General features: G+C 74.8%; 21 protein-coding genes and 1 tRNA gene. 17 read left to right on the top strand and 5 right to left on the bottom strand.

The features are described 5' to 3' along the window. Nucleotides 1–112: 112 nt before the first annotated feature. The 11 genes from radA to ACME2J_RS13540 all read left to right on the top strand — a co-directional run bounded on the left by radA (nt 113) and on the right by ACME2J_RS13540 (nt 10,340). Nucleotides 113–1,495: a DNA repair protein RadA gene (gene radA, locus ACME2J_RS13490; RefSeq protein ID WP_495545443.1), complete on the top strand. Its 1,383-nt coding sequence runs from the start codon at nt 113–115 to the stop codon at nt 1,493–1,495. Nucleotides 1,496–1,587: 92 nt separating this feature from the next. Then, nucleotides 1,588–2,700, top strand: coding sequence for a DNA integrity scanning diadenylate cyclase DisA (disA, locus tag ACME2J_RS13495; protein ID WP_495545444.1), 1,113 nt, complete (start codon nt 1,588–1,590; stop codon nt 2,698–2,700). A 161-nt stretch (nt 2,701–2,861) separates the two neighbouring features. After that, nucleotides 2,862–3,374, top strand: coding sequence for a CarD family transcriptional regulator (locus tag ACME2J_RS13500; RefSeq protein ID WP_495545464.1), 513 nt, complete (start codon nt 2,862–2,864; stop codon nt 3,372–3,374). Between the two features lie 14 nt (nt 3,375–3,388). Then, nucleotides 3,389–4,117 carry a 2-C-methyl-D-erythritol 4-phosphate cytidylyltransferase gene (ispD, locus tag ACME2J_RS13505; RefSeq protein WP_495545465.1) on the top strand — a complete coding sequence of 243 codons (729 nt, stop codon included), beginning with the start codon at nt 3,389–3,391 and terminating at the stop codon, nt 4,115–4,117. Beyond that, nucleotides 4,118–4,954 (top strand): histidinol-phosphatase HisJ family protein, encoded by an 837-nt coding sequence (locus ACME2J_RS13510; protein WP_495545445.1) that lies wholly within the window; start codon nt 4,118–4,120, stop codon nt 4,952–4,954. Next, nucleotides 4,951–5,460, top strand: a complete 510-nt coding sequence (gene ispF / locus ACME2J_RS13515; protein WP_495545446.1) for a 2-C-methyl-D-erythritol 2,4-cyclodiphosphate synthase — start codon at nt 4,951–4,953, stop codon at nt 5,458–5,460. Before ACME2J_RS13510 ends, ispF begins: the two co-directional genes overlap by 4 nt. Before the next feature lie 8 nt (nt 5,461–5,468). After that, nucleotides 5,469–6,851: a cysteine--tRNA ligase gene (cysS, locus tag ACME2J_RS13520; RefSeq protein WP_495545447.1), complete on the top strand. Its 1,383-nt coding sequence runs from the start codon at nt 5,469–5,471 to the stop codon at nt 6,849–6,851. Further along, a complete protein-coding gene (gene rlmB / locus ACME2J_RS13525; RefSeq protein ID WP_495545448.1) occupies nt 6,851–7,636 on the top strand; it encodes a 23S rRNA (guanosine(2251)-2'-O)-methyltransferase RlmB in 786 nt (261 codons plus the stop codon). Before cysS ends, rlmB begins: the two co-directional genes overlap by 1 nt. 32 nt (nt 7,637–7,668) lie before the next feature. Beyond that, on the top strand, nt 7,669–8,574 hold the full coding sequence (locus ACME2J_RS13530) for an alpha/beta fold hydrolase (RefSeq protein ID WP_495545449.1): 906 nt from the start codon (nt 7,669–7,671) through the stop codon (nt 8,572–8,574). A gap of 628 nt (nt 8,575–9,202) precedes the next feature. After that, nucleotides 9,203–9,850 (top strand): RNA polymerase sporulation sigma factor SigH, encoded by a 648-nt coding sequence (gene sigH / locus ACME2J_RS13535; RefSeq protein WP_495545450.1) that lies wholly within the window; start codon nt 9,203–9,205, stop codon nt 9,848–9,850. 115 nt (nt 9,851–9,965) lie between these two features. After that, on the top strand, nt 9,966–10,340 hold the full coding sequence (locus tag ACME2J_RS13540) for a hypothetical protein (protein WP_495545451.1): 375 nt from the start codon (nt 9,966–9,968) through the stop codon (nt 10,338–10,340). A 19-nt stretch (nt 10,341–10,359) separates the two neighbouring features. Here the strand turns inward: ACME2J_RS13540 and ACME2J_RS13545 are convergent, their stop codons facing one another. From ACME2J_RS13545 to ACME2J_RS13555, 3 genes are read right to left on the bottom strand one after another with little or no spacing between them, the layout of a single operon-like run. Then, nucleotides 10,360–12,021, bottom strand: a complete 1,662-nt coding sequence (locus tag ACME2J_RS13545; RefSeq protein ID WP_495545452.1) for an FAD-binding oxidoreductase — start codon at nt 12,019–12,021, stop codon at nt 10,360–10,362. Then, nucleotides 12,018–13,595, bottom strand: a complete 1,578-nt coding sequence (locus ACME2J_RS13550; protein WP_495545453.1) for a glycerol-3-phosphate dehydrogenase/oxidase — start codon at nt 13,593–13,595, stop codon at nt 12,018–12,020. Before ACME2J_RS13550 ends, ACME2J_RS13545 begins: the two co-directional genes overlap by 4 nt. Then, nucleotides 13,592–14,233 carry a TetR/AcrR family transcriptional regulator gene (locus ACME2J_RS13555; protein WP_495545454.1) on the bottom strand — a complete coding sequence of 214 codons (642 nt, stop codon included), beginning with the start codon at nt 14,231–14,233 and terminating at the stop codon, nt 13,592–13,594. The genes ACME2J_RS13550 and ACME2J_RS13555 overlap by 4 nt, the downstream gene beginning before the upstream one ends. A gap of 110 nt (nt 14,234–14,343) precedes the next feature. Between ACME2J_RS13555 and ACME2J_RS13560 the strand changes: the two genes are divergently transcribed. Further along, nucleotides 14,344–16,101: a S8 family serine peptidase gene (locus tag ACME2J_RS13560; protein ID WP_495545455.1), complete on the top strand. Its 1,758-nt coding sequence runs from the start codon at nt 14,344–14,346 to the stop codon at nt 16,099–16,101. A gap of 7 nt (nt 16,102–16,108) precedes the next feature. Here ACME2J_RS13560 and trhA read toward each other — a convergent pair whose 3' ends face one another. Then, entirely contained in the window at nt 16,109–16,765 is a 657-nt protein-coding gene (gene trhA / locus ACME2J_RS13565) for a PAQR family membrane homeostasis protein TrhA (RefSeq protein WP_495545456.1), read from the bottom strand. A 41-nt stretch (nt 16,766–16,806) separates the two neighbouring features. Between trhA and ACME2J_RS13570 the strand changes: the two genes are divergently transcribed. Next, nucleotides 16,807–16,879: transfer RNA gene (locus ACME2J_RS13570), tRNA-Thr, on the top strand. Between the two features lie 51 nt (nt 16,880–16,930). Then, nucleotides 16,931–17,530, top strand: a complete 600-nt coding sequence (locus ACME2J_RS13575) for a J domain-containing protein (protein ID WP_495545457.1) — start codon at nt 16,931–16,933, stop codon at nt 17,528–17,530. Nucleotides 17,531–17,884: 354 nt separating this feature from the next. Here ACME2J_RS13575 and ACME2J_RS13580 read toward each other — a convergent pair whose 3' ends face one another. Next, on the bottom strand, nt 17,885–18,496 hold the full coding sequence (locus ACME2J_RS13580) for a hypothetical protein (protein WP_495545458.1): 612 nt from the start codon (nt 18,494–18,496) through the stop codon (nt 17,885–17,887). A gap of 53 nt (nt 18,497–18,549) precedes the next feature. On the opposite strand from ACME2J_RS13580, the gene ACME2J_RS13585 reads away from it, so the two are divergent. From ACME2J_RS13585 to ACME2J_RS13595, 3 genes are all read left to right on the top strand, one after another. Continuing rightward, on the top strand, nt 18,550–20,211 hold the full coding sequence (locus ACME2J_RS13585; protein WP_495545459.1) for a 1-acyl-sn-glycerol-3-phosphate acyltransferase: 1,662 nt from the start codon (nt 18,550–18,552) through the stop codon (nt 20,209–20,211). A gap of 26 nt (nt 20,212–20,237) precedes the next feature. Further along, nucleotides 20,238–20,588, top strand: a complete 351-nt coding sequence (locus tag ACME2J_RS13590; protein WP_495545460.1) for a hypothetical protein — start codon at nt 20,238–20,240, stop codon at nt 20,586–20,588. A 55-nt stretch (nt 20,589–20,643) separates the two neighbouring features. After that, a partial coding sequence (locus ACME2J_RS13595) for an RNA polymerase sigma factor (protein ID WP_495545466.1) occupies nt 20,644–20,773 on the top strand: 130 nt, incomplete at its 3' end.

The raw sequence follows: 20,773 nt of genomic DNA on the forward strand, positions 1-20,773 counted from the left end.
CGCCTTCTGCGGCACGATCGGAGTCCTCGGCGCGCTCGTCGGCGGTCCCGGGATCTGATCCGAGAGTCCCGCCGGCGGAGCCGTCGGACCCCGTCCCTACCCTTGGCGGCCCATGGGCCGACCGTCGACCGTCCACGTCTGCAGCGCCTGCGGCCACAGCGAGCCGCGCTGGATGGGGCAGTGCCCCGGGTGCGGGGACTGGAACACGCTCGTGGAGGAGGCGCGACCCGCTCCGGCGAGCGGGGCCCGCGCGGCCCGTGGCGGCAACGGGGCGCGCGGAGGGGCGGCCGGCGCACGGGTCACCCCGCTGAGGGACGTCGAGGCGGTCAGGGTCGCGCGGCTGCGCACCGGGATCGGCGAGCTCGACCGCGTGCTCGGCGGCGGGCTCGTCCCCGGCTCGCTCGTCCTCCTCGGCGGCTCTCCCGGGATCGGCAAGTCGACGCTCACGAACATGGCGCTCGGCCGGCTCGCCGGCGAGGGGCGCCGGACCCTCTACGTGTCGGGGGAGGAGTCGGCCGCGCAGATCCGTCTGCGGGCGGAGCGGCTCTCCGGGCCGGCCCTCGACGTCCCGGTGCTCGCCGAGACCGACCTCGACACCGTCGTGGCGACGATCGCCTCGGAGCGGCCCGACGTCTGCGTCGTCGACTCGGTGCAGACCCTGCACGCGGCCGAGCTGACGGGGGCCCCGGGCTCCGTCGGCCAGGTCCGCGAGGTCGCGTCCCGCATCATGGGGGTCGCGAAGGTCCAGGGCACCGCCGTCGTCCTCGTCGGGCACGTGACGAAGGAGGGGTCGCTCGCCGGGCCGCGCGTGCTCGAGCACCTCGTCGACTGCGTGCTCCAGTTCGAGGGCGAGCGGGAGAGGACGTACCGGACGCTCCGCGCGCTGAAGAACCGCTTCGGCTCGACGAACGAGACCGGCGTGTTCGAGATGGCCGGGGACGGTCTCGTCGAGGTCCTCGACGCGAGCGCGCGCTTCGTCGGCGAGGCGACGCGGAGCCCGGGCAGCGTCGTGCTCGCCTCGATGGAGGGCAGCCGCCCCCTCCTCGTCGAGGTGCAGGCGCTCGTCTCCCCGAGCGAGATCGTGCCGCCCCGGCGGGTCTGCAACGGCATCGACCGCAACCGGCTGGCGCTCGTCCTCGCGGTCCTCGGCCGGCACGCCGGCGTGGGGACCGGGACCGCCGACGTCTTCGTCAACGTCGTCGGCGGCGTCCGCATCGACGAGCCGGGCGCCGACCTCGCCATCGCGCTCGCGGTCGCGAGCGCCGCCCGCGGCGTCCCCGCCGGCGGCGAGGAGTCGCGGGTCCCCGTGGCGTGCTTCGGCGAGATCGGGCTCACGGGCGAGCTCCGCTCGGTCGCCCACGCGGAGCGGCGGCGGGAGGAGGCGCGCAAGTTCGGCCTCGAGCCGATCGTGTCCCCGGAGGGCTCTCCGACGCTCCGCCATGCGCTGCGGGCGGTCCTGGGCCCGCCCGCCGGCGCCGCCCGCGCCGCGGCCTGACGAGCCGGCCGGGCGGCCCCGCACGGGCGGGACGCCGCCGAGCCTCAAGATGAGATAAGGAAAATCCCGGAAGGCTGGTAGAATCGGACCCGATGGCCCAGCGTTCCGGGGATGAGAGAGGCGACCTGGAGGGTCGCCAAGAGCCCCGTCTCGTCAAGGCCCTCGAGATGGTCGCCCCCGGCACCGCTCTGCGCGAGGGGATCGACAACATCGTCCACGCGCGCACCGGCGGCCTCATCGTCATCGGCGACACCGACGAGCTGAGCTTCCTCTTCTCGGGAGGCATCAAGCTCGACATCGACTACACGCCGGCGCTGCTCTACCAGGTCGCGAAGATGGACGGCGCGATCACGCTCAACGCGAGCGCGACGAAGATCGCGATGGCGAACGTCCAGCTCATGCCGGACCCGACGATCCTCTCGCTCGAGACCGGCACGCGGCACCGGACCGCCGAGCGCGTGAGCAAGCAGACCGACGCGCTCGTCATCGCGATCTCGCAGCGCCGCGAGGTCGTCTCGCTCTACGTCGACGGCGGCAAGTACATCCTCGAGGACATCCCCGTGGTCCTCGCGAAGGCCAACCAGGCGCTCGCGACGCTCGACAAGTACCGCACGCGCCTCGACCAGGTCTCCACGCGCCTCACCGCGCTCGAGTTCGAGGGCGGGGCGACGCTCCACGACGTCCTCACGGTCCTCCAGCGCGCCGAGCTCGTCACGCGCATGGCGGTCGAGATCGAGCGCTACATCGTCGAGCTGGGCACGGAGGGCCGCCTCATCGAGATGCAGCTCGAGGAGACGATGGTCGGCACGACCGCCGACAAGGCCGCCCTCGTCCGGGACTACCTCATCGATTCGAGCGACGAGGGCTTCGCCGCCGCGCTCGATCAGATCAGCCGGCTCCCGCACTCCGACCTCCTCGACTTCGGGAGGCTCGGCGAGGTGCTCGGCCACGACCGCAAGCTCAACACGCTCGACTATCCGGTGTCGCCCCGCGGCTACCGGATCCTCGGGCGCATCCCACGCCTGCCGAAGCTGGTCGTCCAGCGCATCGTGCAGGAGTTCGGCGGGCTCGACGAGATGCTCGCCACCACCGACGCGGAGCTCGAAGCCGTCGAGGGAGTGGGAGAGATCCGCGCGAAGGAGATCCGCGAGGGCCTTCGCCGGTTGCAGGAGATCAACCTCGTGGACCGCTACCTCCAGACGTGATGCACCGCACGCGTCGGGGGTCGCACCCGAACCCGAACTCGCTGTTGACGCACCCCGGCGCGGCACCCCCGTCCGGCTGAACAAGGAGGAAGACCATTTCCGACACCGACATCACCGAGGACGGCCTGCTCGAGGACCTCGAGCCCGCTCCCGTCGAGAACATCGACTTCGAGTGCGGTGATCACGTCGTCTACCCGCACCACGGGGCCGGAAAGGTCCTCAAGAAGGAGCTCCGCAAGATGTTCGGTGAGGAACGCGAGTACCTCACCATCAAGATCCTCCACAACGACATGACCGTCATGGTCCCGTGCGAGAACGCCGGGCTCACGGGCCTGCGTCGCGTCATCGACGAGGAGACGGTGAAGAAGGTCCTGGCGGTCCTCCAGGACGACGTCTCCGAGATGCCGAAGAACTGGAACCGCCGGTTCAAGCACAACCGCGACAAGATCAAGACCGGCGACATCTACGAGCTCGCCGAGGTCGTGCGCAACCTCGCGCTGCGCGAGCACGAGAAGGGCCTCTCGACGGGCGAGAAGCAGATGTTCACGCGGGCGAAGAAGATCCTCGCGAGCGAGCTCATGTACGCGCTCGACAAGAGCGAGGACGAGGCGGAGGAGCACCTCGACCAGCTCCTCGCCGACTCGGCGGGCGAGAAGATCGGCGCGAAGGGCTGACGGTCCCCGACGACATCCGGGCGGCCGCGCTCGTCGTCGCGGCCGGCCGCGGCGAGCGCCTTGGGTCCGACGGACCCAAGGCGTTCGTCGTCCTGGGGGGCCGCCCGATGCTCGCCTGGAGCCTCGAGGTCCTCGACCGCGCGCCCGGCATCGCGGAGATCGTCGTCGCCGAGCCGGAGGGCGTCTCGTCGGCCGGGGCGCTTCCCGGCGCCCGCTCGCCGCTGCGCGGGGTCCCGGGCGGCGCGGAGCGCTCGCACTCCGTCCGCAACGCGCTCGCCGCCCTCTCGGACAGCATCGACGTCGTCCTCGTCCACGACGCCGCGCGGCCGCTCCTCACCGCGGAGATCGTCGCGGACTGCCTCGCGGCGATGGAGGACGCGACGGTCGACGCCGCGGTCGCCGCCGCCCCGGTCACCGACACCGTGAAGGAGGCCGTCGTCGCCGGCGACGGCGCGCCGCCCGTCGTGACCGCGACGCTCGACCGCTCGCGCCTCTGGGCGGTCCAGACGCCGCAGGTCTTCCGGAGGGACGTCCTGGAGCGCGTCCTCGCGCAGCCCGACGACGTCCTCGCGGCAGCGACGGACGACGCGTCGCTCGTCGAGGCGACGGGCGGGCGGGTCGTCCTCGTACCATCCCCCCGCGCCAACATGAAGGTGACGACACCGGAGGACCTCCGGCTCGCGGAGCTCCTCCTCACCGACCGCACGGACCCTGGCAGGGGCGCCCGGAAGGAAAGCCGCTAGATGCTCACCGACTACCACGTCCATCTCCGACCCGACGGGCCGGACACGCCGTCGAGCCGCTACTTCACCGCGGCGAACGCCGAGCGCTACCGCGCGGCGGCGAGCGACCGCGGGATCGAGGAGCTCGGGGTGAGCGAGCACATCTACCGCTTCACCCAGGCCCTCGAGGTCTGGGACCACGAGTACTGGCGCGACAGCTCGTTCGACGACATCGACGAGTACTGCGCGTTCGTCCGCGAGGAGACCGACCTCCGTCTCGGCATCGAGGCCGACTTCGTCCTCGGGCGGGAGGATCGGATGGCCTCGCTCCTCGAGGGGCGCCCGTGGGACTACGTGCTCGGCTCGGTGCACTTCGTCGGCGACCACGCCGTCGACTACGACAAGTACGACGTGTGGACGGCGTCCGACGACCCGGACAAGGTCTGGCGGCGCTACTTCGAGCTCCTCGGCGAGGCCGCCGCCACCGGGATGTACGACATCATGGCCCACCCCGACCTCGTGAAGGTGTGGGGATCGGAGCGCCCGTGGCCGACGAAGGACCTCCGCTACTACTACGAGATCGCGATGGACGGCATCCTCGAGGGGGGCGCCGCCGCCGAGGTCTCGACGGCGGGCCTGCGCAAGCCGGTCGGCGAGATCTACCCGGCGCTCGCGTTCCTCGAGATGCTCGTCGATGCGGGCGTGCCGCTCGCGCTCTCGAGCGACGCGCACGCGCCCGAGCACGTCGGCCACGGCTACGACGAGGCGATGCTCCTCCTCGAGAAGGTCGGGGTCCGCGAGATCTGCGTCTTCGAGGGCCGCGAGCGGCGGCTCGTCGAGATCGGTCCCGCGGGATGACGGAGCCGGCCGTCCACCCGCCGTCGCGGACGGGGATCGGGTGGGACACCCACCGGCTGACGACCGACCCGTCCCGCTCGCTCGTCCTCGGCGGCGTCCCGATCGAGTCCCACTACGGGCTCGACGGCCACTCCGACGCCGACGTGCTCACCCACGCGGTCATCGACGCGCTGCTCGGCGCCGCCTGCCTCGGCGACATCGGGGAGCACTTCCCCGACACGGACGAGCGCTTCCGCGGCGCCGACTCGATCGGCCTGCTCCGCGAGGCGGTCGCGCGCTGCGCCGAGGCGGGGTGGCGGCCGGTCCACGCCGACGCGACCGTGCTCCTCGAGCGGCCGAAGCTCGCGCCGCACAAGCGGGCGATGGCCGAGCGGCTCGCCGACGCCCTCGGCCTCGAGGCCGGCTGCGTCAACGTGAAGGCCACGCGGGGCGAGGGCATGGGGCCTGTCGGCCGCGGGGAAGGCGCCGTCGCGATGGCGACCGTGACGTGCGTCCCGATGCGATGATCGGCGCGATGCGCGAGATCCGTCTCCACGACACGCGCCGCGGCGCCCTCGTCCCGCTCGAGCCGCGGGAGCCGGGCCGCGTCGGCATCTACGCGTGCGGGCCGACCGTCTACAACCGCATCCACGTGGGCAACGCCCGCCCGTTCGTCGTCTTCTCGCTGCTGAAGCGCTTCCTCGAGCACGAGGGCTACGAGGTGACGTTCGTCGCGAACATCACCGACGTCAACGACAAGATCTACGACGCGGCCCGCGAGCGGGGCGTGCCGTCGACCGAGCTCGCGGCGGAGATGACGGCGCACTACGTCGCCGACACCGACCTCCTCGGTCTCGGCCGCCCGGACCACGAGCCGACCGCGGTGGGGACCATGGAGGGCATCATCGCCCTCATCGACGACCTCCTGGCGCGCGACGCCGCCTACGTCGTCGACGGCGACGTCTACTTCCGCGTCCGCTCCGACGCGGACTACGGCGCGCTCTCGCACCGCCATCTCGACGAGATGGACCAGGGGGAGGACGCCGACCCCGAGCTCCTCGGGCGCAAGGAGGACCCGCTCGACTTCGCGCTGTGGAAGGCCCAGAAGGAAGGCGAGGACACCGCCTGGGACGCGCCGTGGGGCCGCGGACGTCCCGGCTGGCACATCGAGTGCTCGGCGATGGCGGAGTCGCTGCTCGGCGTCGGGTTCGAGATCCACGGCGGAGGCAACGACCTCGTCTTCCCGCACCACGAGAACGAGGCGGCGCAGACCCGGGCCGCGCGCGGCGCCGAGCTCGCGCGGATCTGGATGCACAACGGGATGCTCCAGATGGGCGCCGAGAAGATGGCGAAGAGCGTCGGCAACATCGCCCTGCTCCCGGACGTCGTCGCCGCGCACGGGCGCGACCCCCTCATCCTCCTCTTCTCCACGGGGCACTACCGGCAGCCCCTCGTCTTCGACGACGCCGCCCTCGGCCGCGCGGCGGCGAACGTGCGGCGGCTCGGTGAGACCGGGCGGCGCCTCGGCCGCGGCGAGCCGTCCCCGGAGGATCTCGCGCCGCTGCGCGAGCGCTTCCTCGCGGCCCTCGCCGACGACTTCCGCACCCCCGAGGCGCTCGCCGTCGTGTGGGAGTGGGTTCGCGAGGCGAACCGGCGGATCGACGCCGGAGAGACGGTCGGCGACGCGGACCTCCGCGAGATGCTCTGGATCCTCGGCCTCGACGGGACGCTCGACGCGGAGGCGGATGCGGCGCAGACGGGTCCCGCCGCCGAGGATCTCGCGCTCCTCGAGCGTCGCCAGGAGGCGCGTGCCGCGAAGGACTTCGCCGAGGCCGACCGGCTCCGCGACGAGCTCGCGGCGCGCGGCTGGGAGGTCAGGGACGGCCCCGACGGCGCCGAGCTGCGGCCGCGGCGCTGATGGGGGACCGCCGGGGCCAGCGGCCGCGAGGGCGTCGCCGCGGCGGCTCCCCGCCGGGGGGCTCGCCGGCGCCGGGGCCGCCCGTCCTCTACGGACGCAACGCGGTCCGCGAGGCGCTGCGCGCCGGGCGGCGCCCCGTCCGCGACGTGTGGGCCACCTCCGCGACGGTGCGCAGCGAGCGATGGCTCGACGAGCTGTCGCCGACGATCGCGACGGCGGAGGACATCGAGCGCCGGTGTGGCTCGAGCGGTCATCAGGGCGTCTGCGCCGAGGCCGGGCCGTACCCCTACGCCGACGTCGACGCGCTGCTGGCGGTCGAGGAGCCGCTCCTCGTCGCGCTCGACGAGGTCCAGGACGTGCAGAACCTCGGCGCGATCGCGAGGACCGCGGAGTGCGCGGGCGCGACGGGCCTGCTCCTGCCGGAGCGTCGCAGCGCAGAGGTGACCGCGGCGGCGGCGAAGGCGAGCGCCGGCGCGGTCGAGCACCTGCCGATCGCGCGCGTGGGCAACCTCGCCGACGCGCTCGCCGCCGCGAAGGACGCGGGCTGCTGGGTGTACGGGGCCGCGGGGGAGGAGGGCGCGGTGCCCTGGACCCGCCCCGACTATCGCGGCGGCGTGGTGCTCGTCCTGGGCGCGGAGGGGCGCGGCCTGCGACCGCGGGTCCGCGCGACGTGCGACGCGCTCGTCGCCCTGCCGCTCGCGGGCCGGATCTCGTCGCTCAACGTGAGCGCGGCCGCGTCGGCTCTCCTCTACGAGATCGTGCGCGCCCGCGCGGCGTCGACCTGACACTGCGTCAAAGGACATGCGAGACTCGTCGCATGTTCGAAGCACGCTCGACGCCGACCCCGCCCCAGGAGGAGCCGACGCTCGCCGTCGGCACGCTCCCGCGTCTCGAGGCCGACCTCGACGTCGGCACCGTGACGCACCTCCGGCACGGGGAGGGGCCGCCCGTCCTCTTCGTCCACGGCATCCCGACCTCGGCGCGCCTCTGGGAGCCGCTCCTCGGCGCTCTCGGTGAGCGCTACGACTGCATCGCACCCGACCTCCTCGGCCTCGGGCGCTCCCGCGCTCGTCCGGGCGTGGACGTGTCGAGCCCCGGCCAGGCGGACGCGTTCGCCGCGCTCCTCGACCACCTCGGGCTCGACGAGGTGCTCGTCGTCGCCCACGACCAGGGCGGCTCGCACGTCCAGCAGCTCATGGTCCGTCACCCGGACCGGATCGCCGGCGTCGTCCTCTGCGACGTCGTCTGCTTCGACAACTGGCCGGTGCCCGCCGTCGAGGTCCTCATGCGACTCGCCGCGCTCCGCGGGCCGACGGAGTGGCTCGGCCGGACCGGGATCCTCGAGCGGCTGCTCTGCGACGTCTGGCCGATGCCGCGCACGGTCCACCGCGGCCGCCTCGCGCCCGCGCTCATCGAGGACTGGTTCCACGCCCTGCGGGCCGGCGGGGAGGACCTCGACGCCTGGAGGACCTACGTGCGCTCGCAGTCGAACCGCTGGACGCTCGACGCGGTCCCGACCCTCGAGCGCTGGGAGAAGCCCGCGCACGTCATCTGGGCCACCGACGACATGTTCCTGCCGCTGCACTCGGGCGTCCGCCTCGCCGAGACGATCCCGACGGCGGGCCCGGTGACGCTCCTCGAACGCGCGGGGCACTTCTTCCACGCAGAGATCCCTCTGACGGCGTCGCGTGTCATCGGGGCGGCGCTGGATGAGATGAACTGACGCTCTGGTCGGGGCGGGAGTCGACATTCCCCTGCGCTCCGCAGTCCGGCCTCCGGCCGTTCTGCGACGCCGCTCCGGGGAACGTCGCCTCCCACCCCGCACGGGCGTGAGCGGCACAGCGGCGCCCCGTGTCACGGACTTGCTGCGCCCGCTGCTGCGCAGCTTCGGGGCCTGTCGGTCCTCCATCTCGCGTCGCGTCCGCGCCACCCGGCTCCGCGCAAGGGCGGGCCGCCGGCCGTGCCGTCCATGGCGAAGCGCCGCGGCGCCGCGGGGATCCGGACCCAGCCCGCGATGGATGGGCGGGGGACGTGACGTTCCCCTGAGCGGCGTCCGAGCCGGAGCCGGAGGCGGAGGCGAGAGCGAAGGGGAATGTCACGGCGCCCGCCCGACCACCAGCGTCGGCGCCCTCGGCCGGAGCCCCGCGCACGCACGAGAACTTGCAATCCGTCCGAGATGCTTGACAGCGGGACATAACAGTCAATAGGTTCGCCCGCAACATCACCTTCGACCTCAGGTCGAGCCCTCGGGTCGAAGGCCTCACAAGTCAGATGGCGCCAGGGGAGGAGTGCGCCACTGAGGAACTCCCGCTTGCCGAAAACGCCCTGCGATTCGGCCGAAAGGAACCCTCGTGGCACGTCTCTCCCACAACGTTCAAGGTCAAGTTCAGGTCGATGACGGGTACCTGCTCGCCCTCGCGAAGGCCGGCGACCCCGTCGCCTACGACCGCATCGTCCGCCGCTACTACGGCTTCGTCCGGCTGAAGGCCTCGTCGTACTTCCTCGCCGGCGGCGACAGCGACGACCTCATCCAGGAGGGCCTGGTCGGCCTCTACAAGGCGGTGCGCGACTACCGCAGCGACCGCGAGTCGAGCTTCCGCAACTTCGCCGAGCTCTGCATCACGCGGCAGATCATCACGGCGGTGAAGACGGCGACGCGCAACAAGCACACGCCGCTCAACCAGTACGTCTCGTTCTCGCAGTCGCCGGCCGGCGCGTCCGAGGGCGAGCCGACCCTCGACGAGGTCATCGCGGGGCCGACCGTCCACGATCCGGCGAACCAGGTCGTGTCGAGCGAGGAGCTCGGCGCGCTCGTCGCCTGCCTCTCGTCGGTGCTCTCCGAGCTCGAGTCCCGGGTGCTGTCCCTCTACCTCGACGGCAACAGCTACGAGGCGATCGGCGAGCGGCTCGGCTGCGACGCGAAGACCGTCGACAACGCGCTCCAGCGCGTGAAGCGCAAGGTCGGGGCGCACCTCCGCGGTCGCGAGGTCCTCGCGTAGCTCGCTCGGGCCGCATGCGGCTGCGCATCTGCGACCGCGGTCGGCGGACGCCGCGAGGTCCCGGAACGGGAGAGCCGGGACCCGCCGCGCCGCGCGCCGCTCTACGATGCGCGCCGTGAGCACCCTCGCGATCATCATCGTCGCCGTCGTCGGCGTCCTCATCCTCCTCGCCGTCGGCGGATCGATCGCCGCCGCCAAGAGGTCCCGCGCGGGCGAGGAGTCGTTCCGCGCCCGGCTCGAGGCGGCGAACGAGCACCTCGCCCACGCCCACGCCGAGGACAAGGGCTGGCAGCGAGAGGCGATGGAGGCGGCCGCCCGCGAGGCGTTCGCCTCCCGCGCCCCCGACCGGCGCATCGACGAGCTGCACCTCGTCCAGGTCGTCGACCGGCCGGGCACCGAGGACGACGAGGCGCGCTTCCACATCGTCGCCGACGGAGAGGCCACCGAGATCGTCCTCGGCCGCCGCGGCGACACCTGGCTCGCGCGGTAGGGCCTCGAGGCGCCGCGCGTCAGCCGACGGGCTCTCCGTCGACGAGCTTGCCGGGGTTGAGGACTCCGGCGGGGTCGAGGGACGCCTTGAGCGCCCGGAGCGCGCCCACGCCCGTCTCGCCGATCTCCGCCGGCAGCCACGGGGCGTGGTCGCGCCCGACCGCGTGGTGGTGCGTGATCGTGCCTCCGGCCGCGACGATCGCGTCGCCCGCCGCCGTCTTCGCCGTCCGCCACTGCGCGAGCTCGTCGCCGTCACGGGCGGCGGCGAGGAACGTGAAGTAGAGGCTCGCGCCCGTCGCGTAGACGTGCGAGACGTGGCACATGACGACGGGCCGGCCTCGATCGGAGCGCAGCGACCGCCGCAGCGCGGCCCCCACCGAGCGGTAGAGCTCGAGGAGCCCGCTCCACGTCGTCGCGGTCTCGAGCGTGTCGACGAGGACGCCGAGGGACATGAGCTCGTCGCGGAGGTACGGGGCGTGGAAGCGGCCCTCCCTCCAGCGCCGTCCGATGGGCGCGCCGAGCGCGACGGCGTCGTGTCGGCGGAGGATCCTCGCCGTCCGCGCGCGGCCGTCGGCGACCGCGTCCACCGTCCCCTCGTGGCCGAGGACGAGGAGGCACCCGCTGCCGTGCCCGCGGAGGCGGAGGTAGCGGCGGAGCGCGGTGAGGGACGTCGACGCGCCGGCGAGCGTCATCTGCACCCGCGTCTCCTCCTCGTCGGAGAGGCGCGTGATCGCGGGTGTCGCACCGACCGCCGCGAGCGCGCGCAGCGCCTCGACGCCCGTCCGCAGGTCGGGGAGCGACCACGCCTCGTCGCGGATCGCCGCGGGCCGCGGGCGGACGCGCAGGGTCGCCTCGGTGATGACGCCGAGCGTGCCCTCGGACCCGACGAGGACCTCGCGGAAGGACGGGCCGGCCGCCGTCGCCGGCACCGCGAGGGTGCGCATCTCGCCGGCGGGGGTCGCCGCGCGGAGGCCGACGACGAGATCCTCGACGCGGCCGTAGCCGGTCGAGGCCTGGCCGGCGGAGCGCGTCGCGATCCAGCCGCCGACCGTCGAGTACTCGAAGCTCTGCGGGTAGTGGCCGAGCGTGAGGCCGTGCTCGGCGAGCAGCGCCTCGGCCCGGGGCCCGGTCGTGCCCGCGCCGAGGGTGGCGAGACCGGAGCGCGCGTCCAGTCCGACGAGGCCCTCGAGCCGCGCGAGGTCGAGCGTGACGACTCCGGCGTGGCCGGATCCGGCGAGCGGCTCGACGCCGCCGACGACGCTCGTCCCGCCGCCGAACGGCACCGCTGCGAGCCCGTGCTCGGCGCAGGCCGCGAGCACTGCGGCGACCTCGTCGTGCGTGGCGGGGTACACGACCGCGTCGGGCGCGCGCAGCCCCGTGCCCGAGCGGAGCCGCAGGAGATCGGGATAGGAGCGGCCGGCGGCGTGGGCGAGCCGCGTGGGGCCGTCGTCGCGGACGTCGTCCTCCCCGACGGCGGCGACGAGGGCCGTGCGCGCGTCAGCGCCGAGGTGGGAGGGGGGCAGCGAGATCGACGACGGCGGGACGGGGTCGCGGCGCGGTCCCTCGGGAACGCCGAGCTCGTCGCGGACGAGCGCGAGCGCCGAGGGCGAAAGCGGCGCGTCGTGCCCGCCGGCGCCCCAGCCCTGCGGGCGCATCCGCGGCGCGGTCGGATCCTCGCTCATCGCGCCACCTCGCTCGCCGGGCGCTCGCGCTCGAGCAGCGCGGCGACGGGCGCCTCGAGGGCGGCCCTCCACTCCGGGACGAGCCCCGCCCGCAGGCGCCGGTCGAGCACGTCGGCGACGTCGAGGGCACCCTCCTCGCGGATCGCCCACAGCGCCTCGACGCCGAGGAACGGGACGCCGTCGGCGAGAGGGGTGAGGAGCCCCGGGTGCCCGTCGGCCAGTGCGGCGACCGCCGACGCCTCCGCGTCGTAGCGGCGCACGAGACGGGTCGGCGCTCCCGTTCCGCCGGTGACGCGGCCGGCGCCGACGAGCGGAAGCGCGGCGGTGACGCACCGCCCGGCGGCGACGCCGGGCCGTCGCGCGATGACGTCGACGGCGTCCTGCGCCATGCGGCGGTACGTCGTGAGCTTCCCGCCGGTCACGGTGATGAGCCCCGTCGACGCGTCCTCGACGACGAGGTGGCGCCGGCTCACGTCGGCCGTCGTCGCCCCGCCCGCGTCGAGGAGGGGGCGGACCCCGGCGAAGCGCCCGACGACGTCGGCTCCCGTGAGGGGGACCTCGAGCGCGCGCGAGACGGTCTCGAGCAGGAACGCCTCGGACAGCGAGGACACCTCCGGCTCCTCCGGCACGACCGGGTCGTCGAGGGCGTCGTCGGTCAGGCCGACGAGCACGAGCCCGTCGGGACGCGGCAGCGCGAACACGAAGCGGCCCGTCGCGCCCGGCACCGGGACCGTGAGGGCGGCGGACGGGTCGCCGAGGCACGCGGCGGGGAGGAGCACGTGGGCGCCGATGCTCGGGCGCAGCCGCACGTCGGGGTGGAGCCCGGAGGCCCAGGCGCCGGTCGCGTTCACGACGTGGCGGGCGCGGACGCGGAACCGGTGGCCCGTCGTCGCGTCGATCGCGTCGGCGCCTCCGGCGTCGACCGCCTCGACCGCGGCCCGGGTGATGACGCGGGCGCCGTGGGCGGCTGCGCTGCGCGCGACGGCGACGACGAGCCGCGCGTCGTCCTCGAGCTGGGCGTCCCAGTGGAGATAGGCGCCGCGCAGCGTGCCGTCGCCGAGCGACGGCACCCACCGGCGGGCCTCGGCGGCCGTGATCCGCCGGGCCGGCGGCAGCGTGCGAGCGCTCGTGCCCGCGGCGCGCCTCAGGCCGTCGCCGAGGCGCAGCCCGGCGCCGAGGAGGCGGGCCGAGGCGCCGGTGAGGTCCTCCCCGAGGGGGACGACGAACGGGAGCGGGCGGATGAGGTGCGGCGCGATCGTCTCGACGATCCGCGCGCGCTCGACCGCGGACTCCCACGCGACGCCGACGTCGCCCTGGGCGAGATAGCGCAGGCCGCCGTGCACGAGCTTCGAGGACCAGCGCGACGTCCCGTGGGCGAGATCGCGACGCTCGAGGAGCGCGACGCTGAGGCCGCGGGTCGCGGCGTCGAGGGCGACGCCCGCGCCGGTGATGCCGCCGCCGACGACGAGGACGTCGACCTCCCGGCCGTCGGCGAGGGCGTCGAGGTCCGCGGAGCGCCGGCGGGCGTCGAGCCGCGGCGCGGCGACGGGACGCGGGAGCCCCGGACCCCTCATGGGCGCGCCTCCTCCGGCCGGAGGTACCCCTCGAGCATCCGGGTGAGCTCGGCGGCCGTCCGCGCGCGCCGCTCGGCGTCGAGGGACTGCGCCGCGAGGACGTGGCCGCGCAGCGCGAGCTCGATCGTCGCCGCCATGACGTCGGGATCGCCCGTGCGGACCGAGCCGTCGGCCTGACCGTCGCGCAGCTGCGCCGCGAGGAGAGCGAGAACCGCCTCCTGCACTCCGCCGAGCCGCTGCGTGACGTAGGGCAGGAGAAGCTCCGGGTCGACGTCGACGATGCGCACCCAGAGCGGGTGGCTCGCGATGCGCTCGGCGCCTTCGATCGCGCCGGCGACGATGCGCGCGCGACCGGACGGAAGCTCCGCGGCGTCGCGGGCGGCGTCGCGGACGACGCCCGTGAACTCGCGGGTCATGAGGGCGGCGATCATCGACGTGACGTCGGGGAAGCGCCGGTAGAGGGTCATCCGGCTCACGCCGGCGCGACGCGCGACGTCGGTCGCGGTCGTCCTCCGCACGCCGACGGCGAGCACGCACGCGCGCACGGCGTCGAGCAGCGGATCGTCCTCGGGGGCCGGCGGGTCGGCGTCGGCCCCTGGGCCGGGCCCGCCGAGCGGCGTGTTGTGACGCTGTGACATCGTCCGTCCAACTGTAACATCACGACTTCTGGCGATGGGCGGTCTCGGCGGGTCGTCCGTCCCGGGCCGACCCGCTCAGCCTCCGGCCGCCCTCGGCCGTTGCCCGTCGCGTGAAGGCCGCCCGCTCCTTCGGTCCCCGCGTCGCGGCGTCGGCCATCGCCATCGCCGCGTTCCTCGCGCCCGCCGCACCTGCGGCGGCATCGGAGCGGATCATCGTGCGCTACGCGGCGGGCACGGACACCTCCGAGCGGCGCTCGCTGGCGCGCGCCGCGGGCGCGCAGCGCATCCGCTCGCTCGCCCGCCCGCGTGCGGAGGTGGTCGTCGTGCCCGGTGCCGCGGCGCGCCGCCGTCTCGAGCGCGACGCGCGCGTCGCGTCCGTCGAGACCGACCACCCCGTCCGGACGCTCGCCGCCGCACCGGACGATCCGGCGGTCGGCGACCTGTGGGGACTCCCGGACGCACGCGTCTTCGACGCCTGGGACACGACGCGGGGCGCCGGCGTCACCATGGCCGTCCTCGACACCGGCACCGATCTCGCCATCGGCGACCTCTCCGATCGGGCGTGGGTGAACCCGGCGGAGACGCCCGCCAACGGCATCGACGACGACGGCGACGGGCACGTCGACGACGTCTCGGGCTGGAACCTCGTGGCGGGGACGGGCGTCGTCGCGGACGACCACGGCCACGGGACCCACGTGGCGGGGACCGCGCTCGCCGCCGCGGGCAACGGGTCGGGGATCGCCGGCGTCGCGCCCGAGGCGCGGCTCCTCACCGTGAAGGTCCTCGACGAGGCGGGGTCGGGCTGGACGAGCGACATCGCCGACGGCTTCGACTACGCCGCGGCGCACGGCGCGCGGATCGTCAACGCGAGCCTCGGGGGCAGCGGCTGGAGCACCTACCTCCGGGACGCGATCGCCCGGCACCCCGACGTCCTCCTCGTCGCCGCTGCGGGCAACGACGCCCTCGACGTCGACGAGACGCCGCAGTATCCGTGCGCCTACGCGCTGGCCAACGTCGTCTGCGTCGCAGCGCACGACCCCCAGGGCGCCCCCGCCTGGTTCTCGAATCGCGGGGCGACGAGCGTCGACCTGTCGGGGCCGGGGACGTCGATCCTGTCGTGGGTGCCTGGCGGGGGCCTCGGGTGGATGAGCGGGACGAGCATGGCGACGCCCCACGTCGCGGGCGCGGCGGCGCTCGCCCGGAGCGTCGCACCCGGCGCGACGGCGAGCGCGATCCGCGATGCGCTGCTCGCGACCACGCGGCCGGAGACCCAGCTCGCCGGGACGAGCGTCTCCGGGGGCGCCCTCGACGCGGCGGCGCTCGTCACGGCGACGACGCCGCCGCCTCCCGAGCCGGAGCCGGAGCCCGCGCTGCCTCCCGTGGCCGAGCCTGCGCCGGCGCCTGCACCTGAGCCCGCGCCTGCCCCCGAGCCCGCGCCGACCGTCGAGCCCGCGCCGACGCCCGCGGTCGACCCCGCCCCGGCGTCACCGGCCCCCGCACCTCCCGTCCCCGCTCCGGTCCCCGCCCCGTCCGTCTCGCCGGTCCCGGAGACGACGCCCGAGGAGCCATCGTCCGACGAGCGTCGACGTGACAGGGTCCGGGTGCGATCGGTGCGGCGCGTGCGGTCGTCCCGTCGCGTCCGCGCGCTCCGTGTGCGGGGCACCGCCTCCCGCGACGGGAGGATCTCGCTGCGCGTGTGCCGGCGGGGACGGACGACGGGCTGTCGCATCGTCCGCACGCGCGTGAGGGACGGGCGCTGGGCGACGACCGCGCGGCTGCGCGGCAGCCTGCGGCGCGGCCGCCTGACGATCCGGGCCGTGCTCGTCGACGACGGTCGCGTCCTCGCGCGGTCCAGCCGCCGGCTCTGAGACGCGCTCAGGCGGTCGGCACGACGCTGAACGCGATGACGCCGTAGTGGGTGCAGGCCGCGAGGACGACGAGCAGGTGGAAGATCTCGTGGAAGCCGAAGATGTGCGGAGCGGGATCGGGACGCTCCCGCGCGTAGACGACGGCTCCGGCGGTGTAGAGGACCCCTCCGAGGGCGATGAGTCCGACCGGCACGAGGCCGAGGCGGTCGACCAGCTGCGGCATCGCGGCGAGCGCGACCCAGCCCATCCCGATGTAGAGCAGGGCCTGGAGGCGCTTCGGCGCGTCGACCCACGCGAGCTGGAGGACGACGCCGCCGAGCGCGCACGCCCACACGACGGCGAGGATCACCGTCGCGAGCGGGCCGTCGAGGACGAGCAGCCCGATCGGCGTGTACGTCGCGGCGATGAAGACGAAGATCATCGAGTGGTCCGCGCGCCGCATCCAGCGCCGGGCGGCGTCCGACCACGGCACCCGGTGGTAGAGGGCGCTCACGCCGAAGAGGCCGCAGACGCCGGCCGCGTACACGGCCGCGGCGAGCGTCGCGCGCCCGCCGTCGGCGCCGATGACGAGCGCCGCCCCGAGCGCGAGGGCCACCGCGAAGGCGTACTGGTGGAGGACGCCGCGCAGACGCGGCCGGACGATCGCGGTCGCGGGGGAGGTCACCTCACGAGCGTACCCGGGAACGTCTAGCGTTCGTCCTGCCGGCCGGCGTAGCTCAGTTGGTAGAGCACCCGCCTTGTAAGCGGACGGTCATCGGTTCGAGTCCGATCGCCGGCTTGCGGACCCGCGTGACGGGGGCCGGACGCTCGGGTCGCCATCATGTGCGGGGTGGACGACCCGTACGCCGTCCTCGGGCTCACGCGGGACGCCTCCGACGAGGAGGTCGGCGCCGCCTACCGCGACCTCGCGAAGCGGTTGCACCCCGACGTCGCTCAGGGTCCGGCCGCCCATGCGCAGATGGCGCGGCTCAACGCCGCCTACGACGAGATCCGGTTCGGGAACGGCGCGGGGGAGGAGCACGGGCCGGCGGCGCCCGCGGGGCGCCCCCCGGCGAGCCGGCCGCGCCCGGGGAGCTGGCTCTCGGACCGCATGCGCGCGGCGCTCGGGCCGGAGCTGCTCGGGGCGCTCGAGCCCTTCGAGGACGTCCGCCTCGTCACGCCCGCCTCGACGTGGCAGAGCCCGACCGTCGTCCTCGCCGTCACCGACCGGCGGCTCCTGTGGCTGGCTGACGACGCGGTGACCGGGCGCGTCCACCAGCTCCGGCACGCGGATGTCGACGAGGTCGACCACGCCGTCCGCCGGCCGCTGCGCCGGCGCGCCGTGCTGCGCCTGCGGTCGTCGAACGGCCGGCGCCTCAGCTTCGGCGACCTGCGGCCGGACGCCGCGGCGCTCGCGGAGCGCAACGTCCTCGACGGCCGCCGCGCCTGAGCACCCGCGCCGGGTGGCGGGCGGGTGGGCGGGGCGGGGCGGGGCGGGGCGAATTCAACGCGCGTTCGATTGACCCCCTATGTGGGGGCGAATCCAACGCGCGTTCGATTCGACCCTCAGCTGGGCGGGGCGAATTCAACGCGCGTTCGTTTGGCCCCCTATGTGGGGGCGAATTCAACGCGCGTTCGATTCGACCCTCTGCTGGGAGGGGTGAATTCAACGCGCGTTCGTTTGGCCCCCTATGTGGGGGCGAATTCAACGCGCGTTCGATTCGACCCTCAGTCGACCCTCGACGGCGCCCATCCGCGCTCGGGCCGCGCGCGCCCCGGCGCACGACCGGCCCACCGGCGCCGGCTACTCGGCCGCGTCGTCCGCGGGCGACTCGCCGTCGCCCGCGTCGGCCTCGGCGGCCTGCGCGGCGGCGACCGCCGCACCGGTCACCGCCGCGGCGCGCTCCTGGCCGCCATGACCGTTCGGCGACAGCATCTCGCCAGGCACCGGCCGCGCGGGCGGCGCCTCCGGCGGGTTGAGCCGCCGCTCGAGCTCGCCGAGCACGACCCCGAAGAGGACGTGCCGCCACGTCGCCTGGGCGAAGGCCGCACGGTCCCCGAAGAGGCGGGGGAAGTCGCCGCCGACCGGGTGGACGCGGTCGATGAAGGCCGTGAGCGGCCACGAGGCGACGTGCTCGGCGAGCCCGGCCGCCGGGCCGCGCGACCAGGACGGCAGCGGCAGGCGGGGGGCGAGGGACGCGTAGATCGCACCGAAGACTGCGCCGTTGCCGACGTGCATCGCGAGGCCGACCGGTCGCCACGCCGGGCTGCGGGTGACGGCCTTGCCGAGCAGCTCGGCATCGTCGTAGTCGACGCCGAAGACGCGCTTGTCGGCGGGCTGCTGCGCGGCCCACACGCCGGCGGCGATGGCGCCCGCCAGGGCGCCGCGGAGGGCTCTCGGTCGGTCGAAGGTCATGACGGGGGTACGACGACTGTAACCGAGGCCGATCAGCTCGGGTATCCCTCGCGATGGAGAATCGCGCACTGCAGGAGCGGGCCCGCACCAAGGGCGTCAACCCGTACGTCTACTGGCTCGTGCGTGCCGTGCTCCAGCCGTTCTTCCATCTGTACTTCCGCCTCAGCCGGATCGGCCGCGAGCACGTGCCCCAGGAGGGGCCCGTCCTCTTCGCCGCGAACCACCGCAGCTTCCTCGACCCCTTCATCATCGCGACGCTCGCCCGCCGCCCGATCTACTTCGTCGCGAAGAAGGAGCTCTTCGAGAAGCGCCTCACCGGGTGGATCCTCAACAGCCTCGGCGCGTTCCCCGTCGACCGGGGGGCAGGTGACGCGGGCGCGATGGACACTGCGCGGGCCCTCCTCGAGCGCGGCGAGGGCGTCCTCATCTTCCCCGAGGGGACGCGCGTGCGCCCCGGGGCGCTCGGCTCGCCCCGTCGCGGCGTCGGCCGCCTCGCCCTCGAGACCGGCGCGCCCGTCGTCCCGGTCGCCGTGTACGGCACCGAGAGCATCCGCCGCGGGTGGCGGATCCGGCCGCACAAGGTCCGCATCCGCGCCGGCCGTCCGCTGCACTTCCCGCGGGTCGAGGCGCCGTCCCCGCAGCTCGCCGTCGCGGTGACCGAGCGCATCTGGCCCTGCGTCATGCTCCAGTGGGAGTGGCTCGGCGGCCTCGCGCCGATCCGCCGCGCGGCGGTCATCGGGGCGGGGTCGTGGGGGACCGCCGTCGCCGTCGCCCTCGAGCGCGCCGGGATCGAGGTCGATCTCGGCTGCCGGCGCGAGGAGCAGGCGCGCCTCCTCGGCGCGGCCGGCGAGAACGCCGCCTACCTCCCCGGCGTCCCGCTCCCCTCCGGCGTCCGCGCCGTGCGCACGGCCGAGCTCGACCTCTCGGGTCACGACCTCGTCGTCCTCGCGGTCCCGTCGCGCGCCCTCCCCGAGGTGATGGCCGCCCACGGAGGCGCGATCACCTCCCGCGCGGGCGTCCTCGTCCTCGCGAAGGGCCTCGTCGCCCCGCTCGCGACGCGGCCGACGGAGTACGTCGCCGAGCGGTGCGCCGCACGGGCGGTCGCGTGTCTCGGCGGCCCCGGTCACGCTGCGGACGCGCTCGCCAACGGCGCCTCGCTCGTCGCCGCGAGCGCCGATGCGGGCTTCGCCCGCCAGCTCGCGGACGTCCTGCGCTCCGCGCGCCTCGACGTCGTCACGACCGACGACGTCACGGGCGTCGAGCTCGCCTCGGCGGCGAAGAACGCCGCCGCGCTCGCGGCGGCCGCCGCCGGCGTCGTCGGGCCGAACGCAGCCGGAGCGGCCGCCGGGAAGGTCTTCGCGGAGATCGACGCGCTGTCCCGGGCGAGCGGCGGCCGCCCCGAGACCTTCGCCGGACTCGCGGGAGCCGGCGACCTCGTCGCGACCGTCCTCGCCGACGGCAGCCGCAACCGGCGCGCCGGCGAGCTCCTCGGCACCGGTGTGCCGCGCGTCGAGATCGAGCCGCGTCTCGGGCAGGCCGCCGAGTCGCTCGATGCGCTCCCGCTCCTCGCGAGCGCACTGGAGTCCGGCGGCGTGTCCGCCCCGTGCGTCACCGGCCTCGCCGCCGTCGTCGAGGGGCGCCTCGACGCCGTCGCGTGGGCCAACGCGGTGACCGCGCCCGCCGCATCCCCGAGACAGCGACGCCGAGCCGCGTGACTTCCCGTCGCGACCAGGAGGACGCCATGTCCGAGACCGCCTTCAGCGACATCGACTTCGAGCACCTCGTCGCGCGTGCCCTGCAGCCGGTCGAGCCGCCCGCGAACCTCTCGGCGCGATTCGAGCAGACGCTCGAGAACATCGCCGACCTCGCGCAGGAGGAGCTCGAGTCCTGGGAGCTCGGCGCGATGCGCGACCCGCGCAACTGGGTCCGCCCGGCGGCGGCGACCGCCCTCGGTGGCGCCGCCGGCGCGGCGCTCGTCGTCATGCGCGTCCGGCGCACCCGTCGCACGAAGGCCGACGGCGCCAAGGATTTCGTCGAGCAGACGGCGAGGGCGCTCTCGGACGAGGCGCGGCGCCTCATCGAACGCCGCTGAGGCGGCGCGCGACATCCGGTCGAGGTCGCGCCCGGCCGGCGAGTAGGCTCCGCGCGTGGACAAGGCCCGGCTCGATCACGAGTTCTCCGAGCTGTACCGCGCGCACCTGCGCGACGTCTACTCCTACGCGTACTACCGGGTCGGCAACCACCACGACGCCGAGGACCTCACGGAGCAGACCTTCC

Source organism: Paraconexibacter sp. (genome assembly GCF_059438195.1).

Bases quoted from the DNA above. Each gene is read 5' to 3' on its own strand.
- ACME2J_RS13580 (WP_495545458.1), bottom strand. From the start codon at position 18,496: ATGACCTTCGACCGACCGAGAGCCCTCCGCGGCGCCCTGGCGGGCGCC.
- ACME2J_RS13555 (WP_495545454.1), bottom strand. From the start codon at position 14,233: ATGTCACAGCGTCACAACACGCCGCTCGGCGGGCCCGGCCCAGGGGCC.
- ACME2J_RS13530 (WP_495545449.1), top strand. From the start codon at position 7,669: ATGTTCGAAGCACGCTCGACGCCGACCCCGCCCCAGGAGGAGCCGACG.
- cysS (WP_495545447.1), top strand. From the start codon at position 5,469: ATGCGCGAGATCCGTCTCCACGACACGCGCCGCGGCGCCCTCGTCCCG.
- ACME2J_RS13545 (WP_495545452.1), bottom strand. From the start codon at position 12,021: ATGAGCGAGGATCCGACCGCGCCGCGGATGCGCCCGCAGGGCTGGGGC.
- ACME2J_RS13590 (WP_495545460.1), top strand. From the start codon at position 20,238: ATGTCCGAGACCGCCTTCAGCGACATCGACTTCGAGCACCTCGTCGCG.
- ispF (WP_495545446.1), top strand. From the start codon at position 4,951: ATGACGGAGCCGGCCGTCCACCCGCCGTCGCGGACGGGGATCGGGTGG.
- ACME2J_RS13550 (WP_495545453.1), bottom strand. From the start codon at position 13,595: ATGAGGGGTCCGGGGCTCCCGCGTCCCGTCGCCGCGCCGCGGCTCGAC.
- rlmB (WP_495545448.1), top strand. From the start codon at position 6,851: ATGGGGGACCGCCGGGGCCAGCGGCCGCGAGGGCGTCGCCGCGGCGGC.
- disA (WP_495545444.1), top strand. From the start codon at position 1,588: ATGGCCCAGCGTTCCGGGGATGAGAGAGGCGACCTGGAGGGTCGCCAA.
- ACME2J_RS13510 (WP_495545445.1), top strand. From the start codon at position 4,118: ATGCTCACCGACTACCACGTCCATCTCCGACCCGACGGGCCGGACACG.
- radA (WP_495545443.1), top strand. From the start codon at position 113: ATGGGCCGACCGTCGACCGTCCACGTCTGCAGCGCCTGCGGCCACAGC.
- ACME2J_RS13585 (WP_495545459.1), top strand. From the start codon at position 18,550: ATGGAGAATCGCGCACTGCAGGAGCGGGCCCGCACCAAGGGCGTCAAC.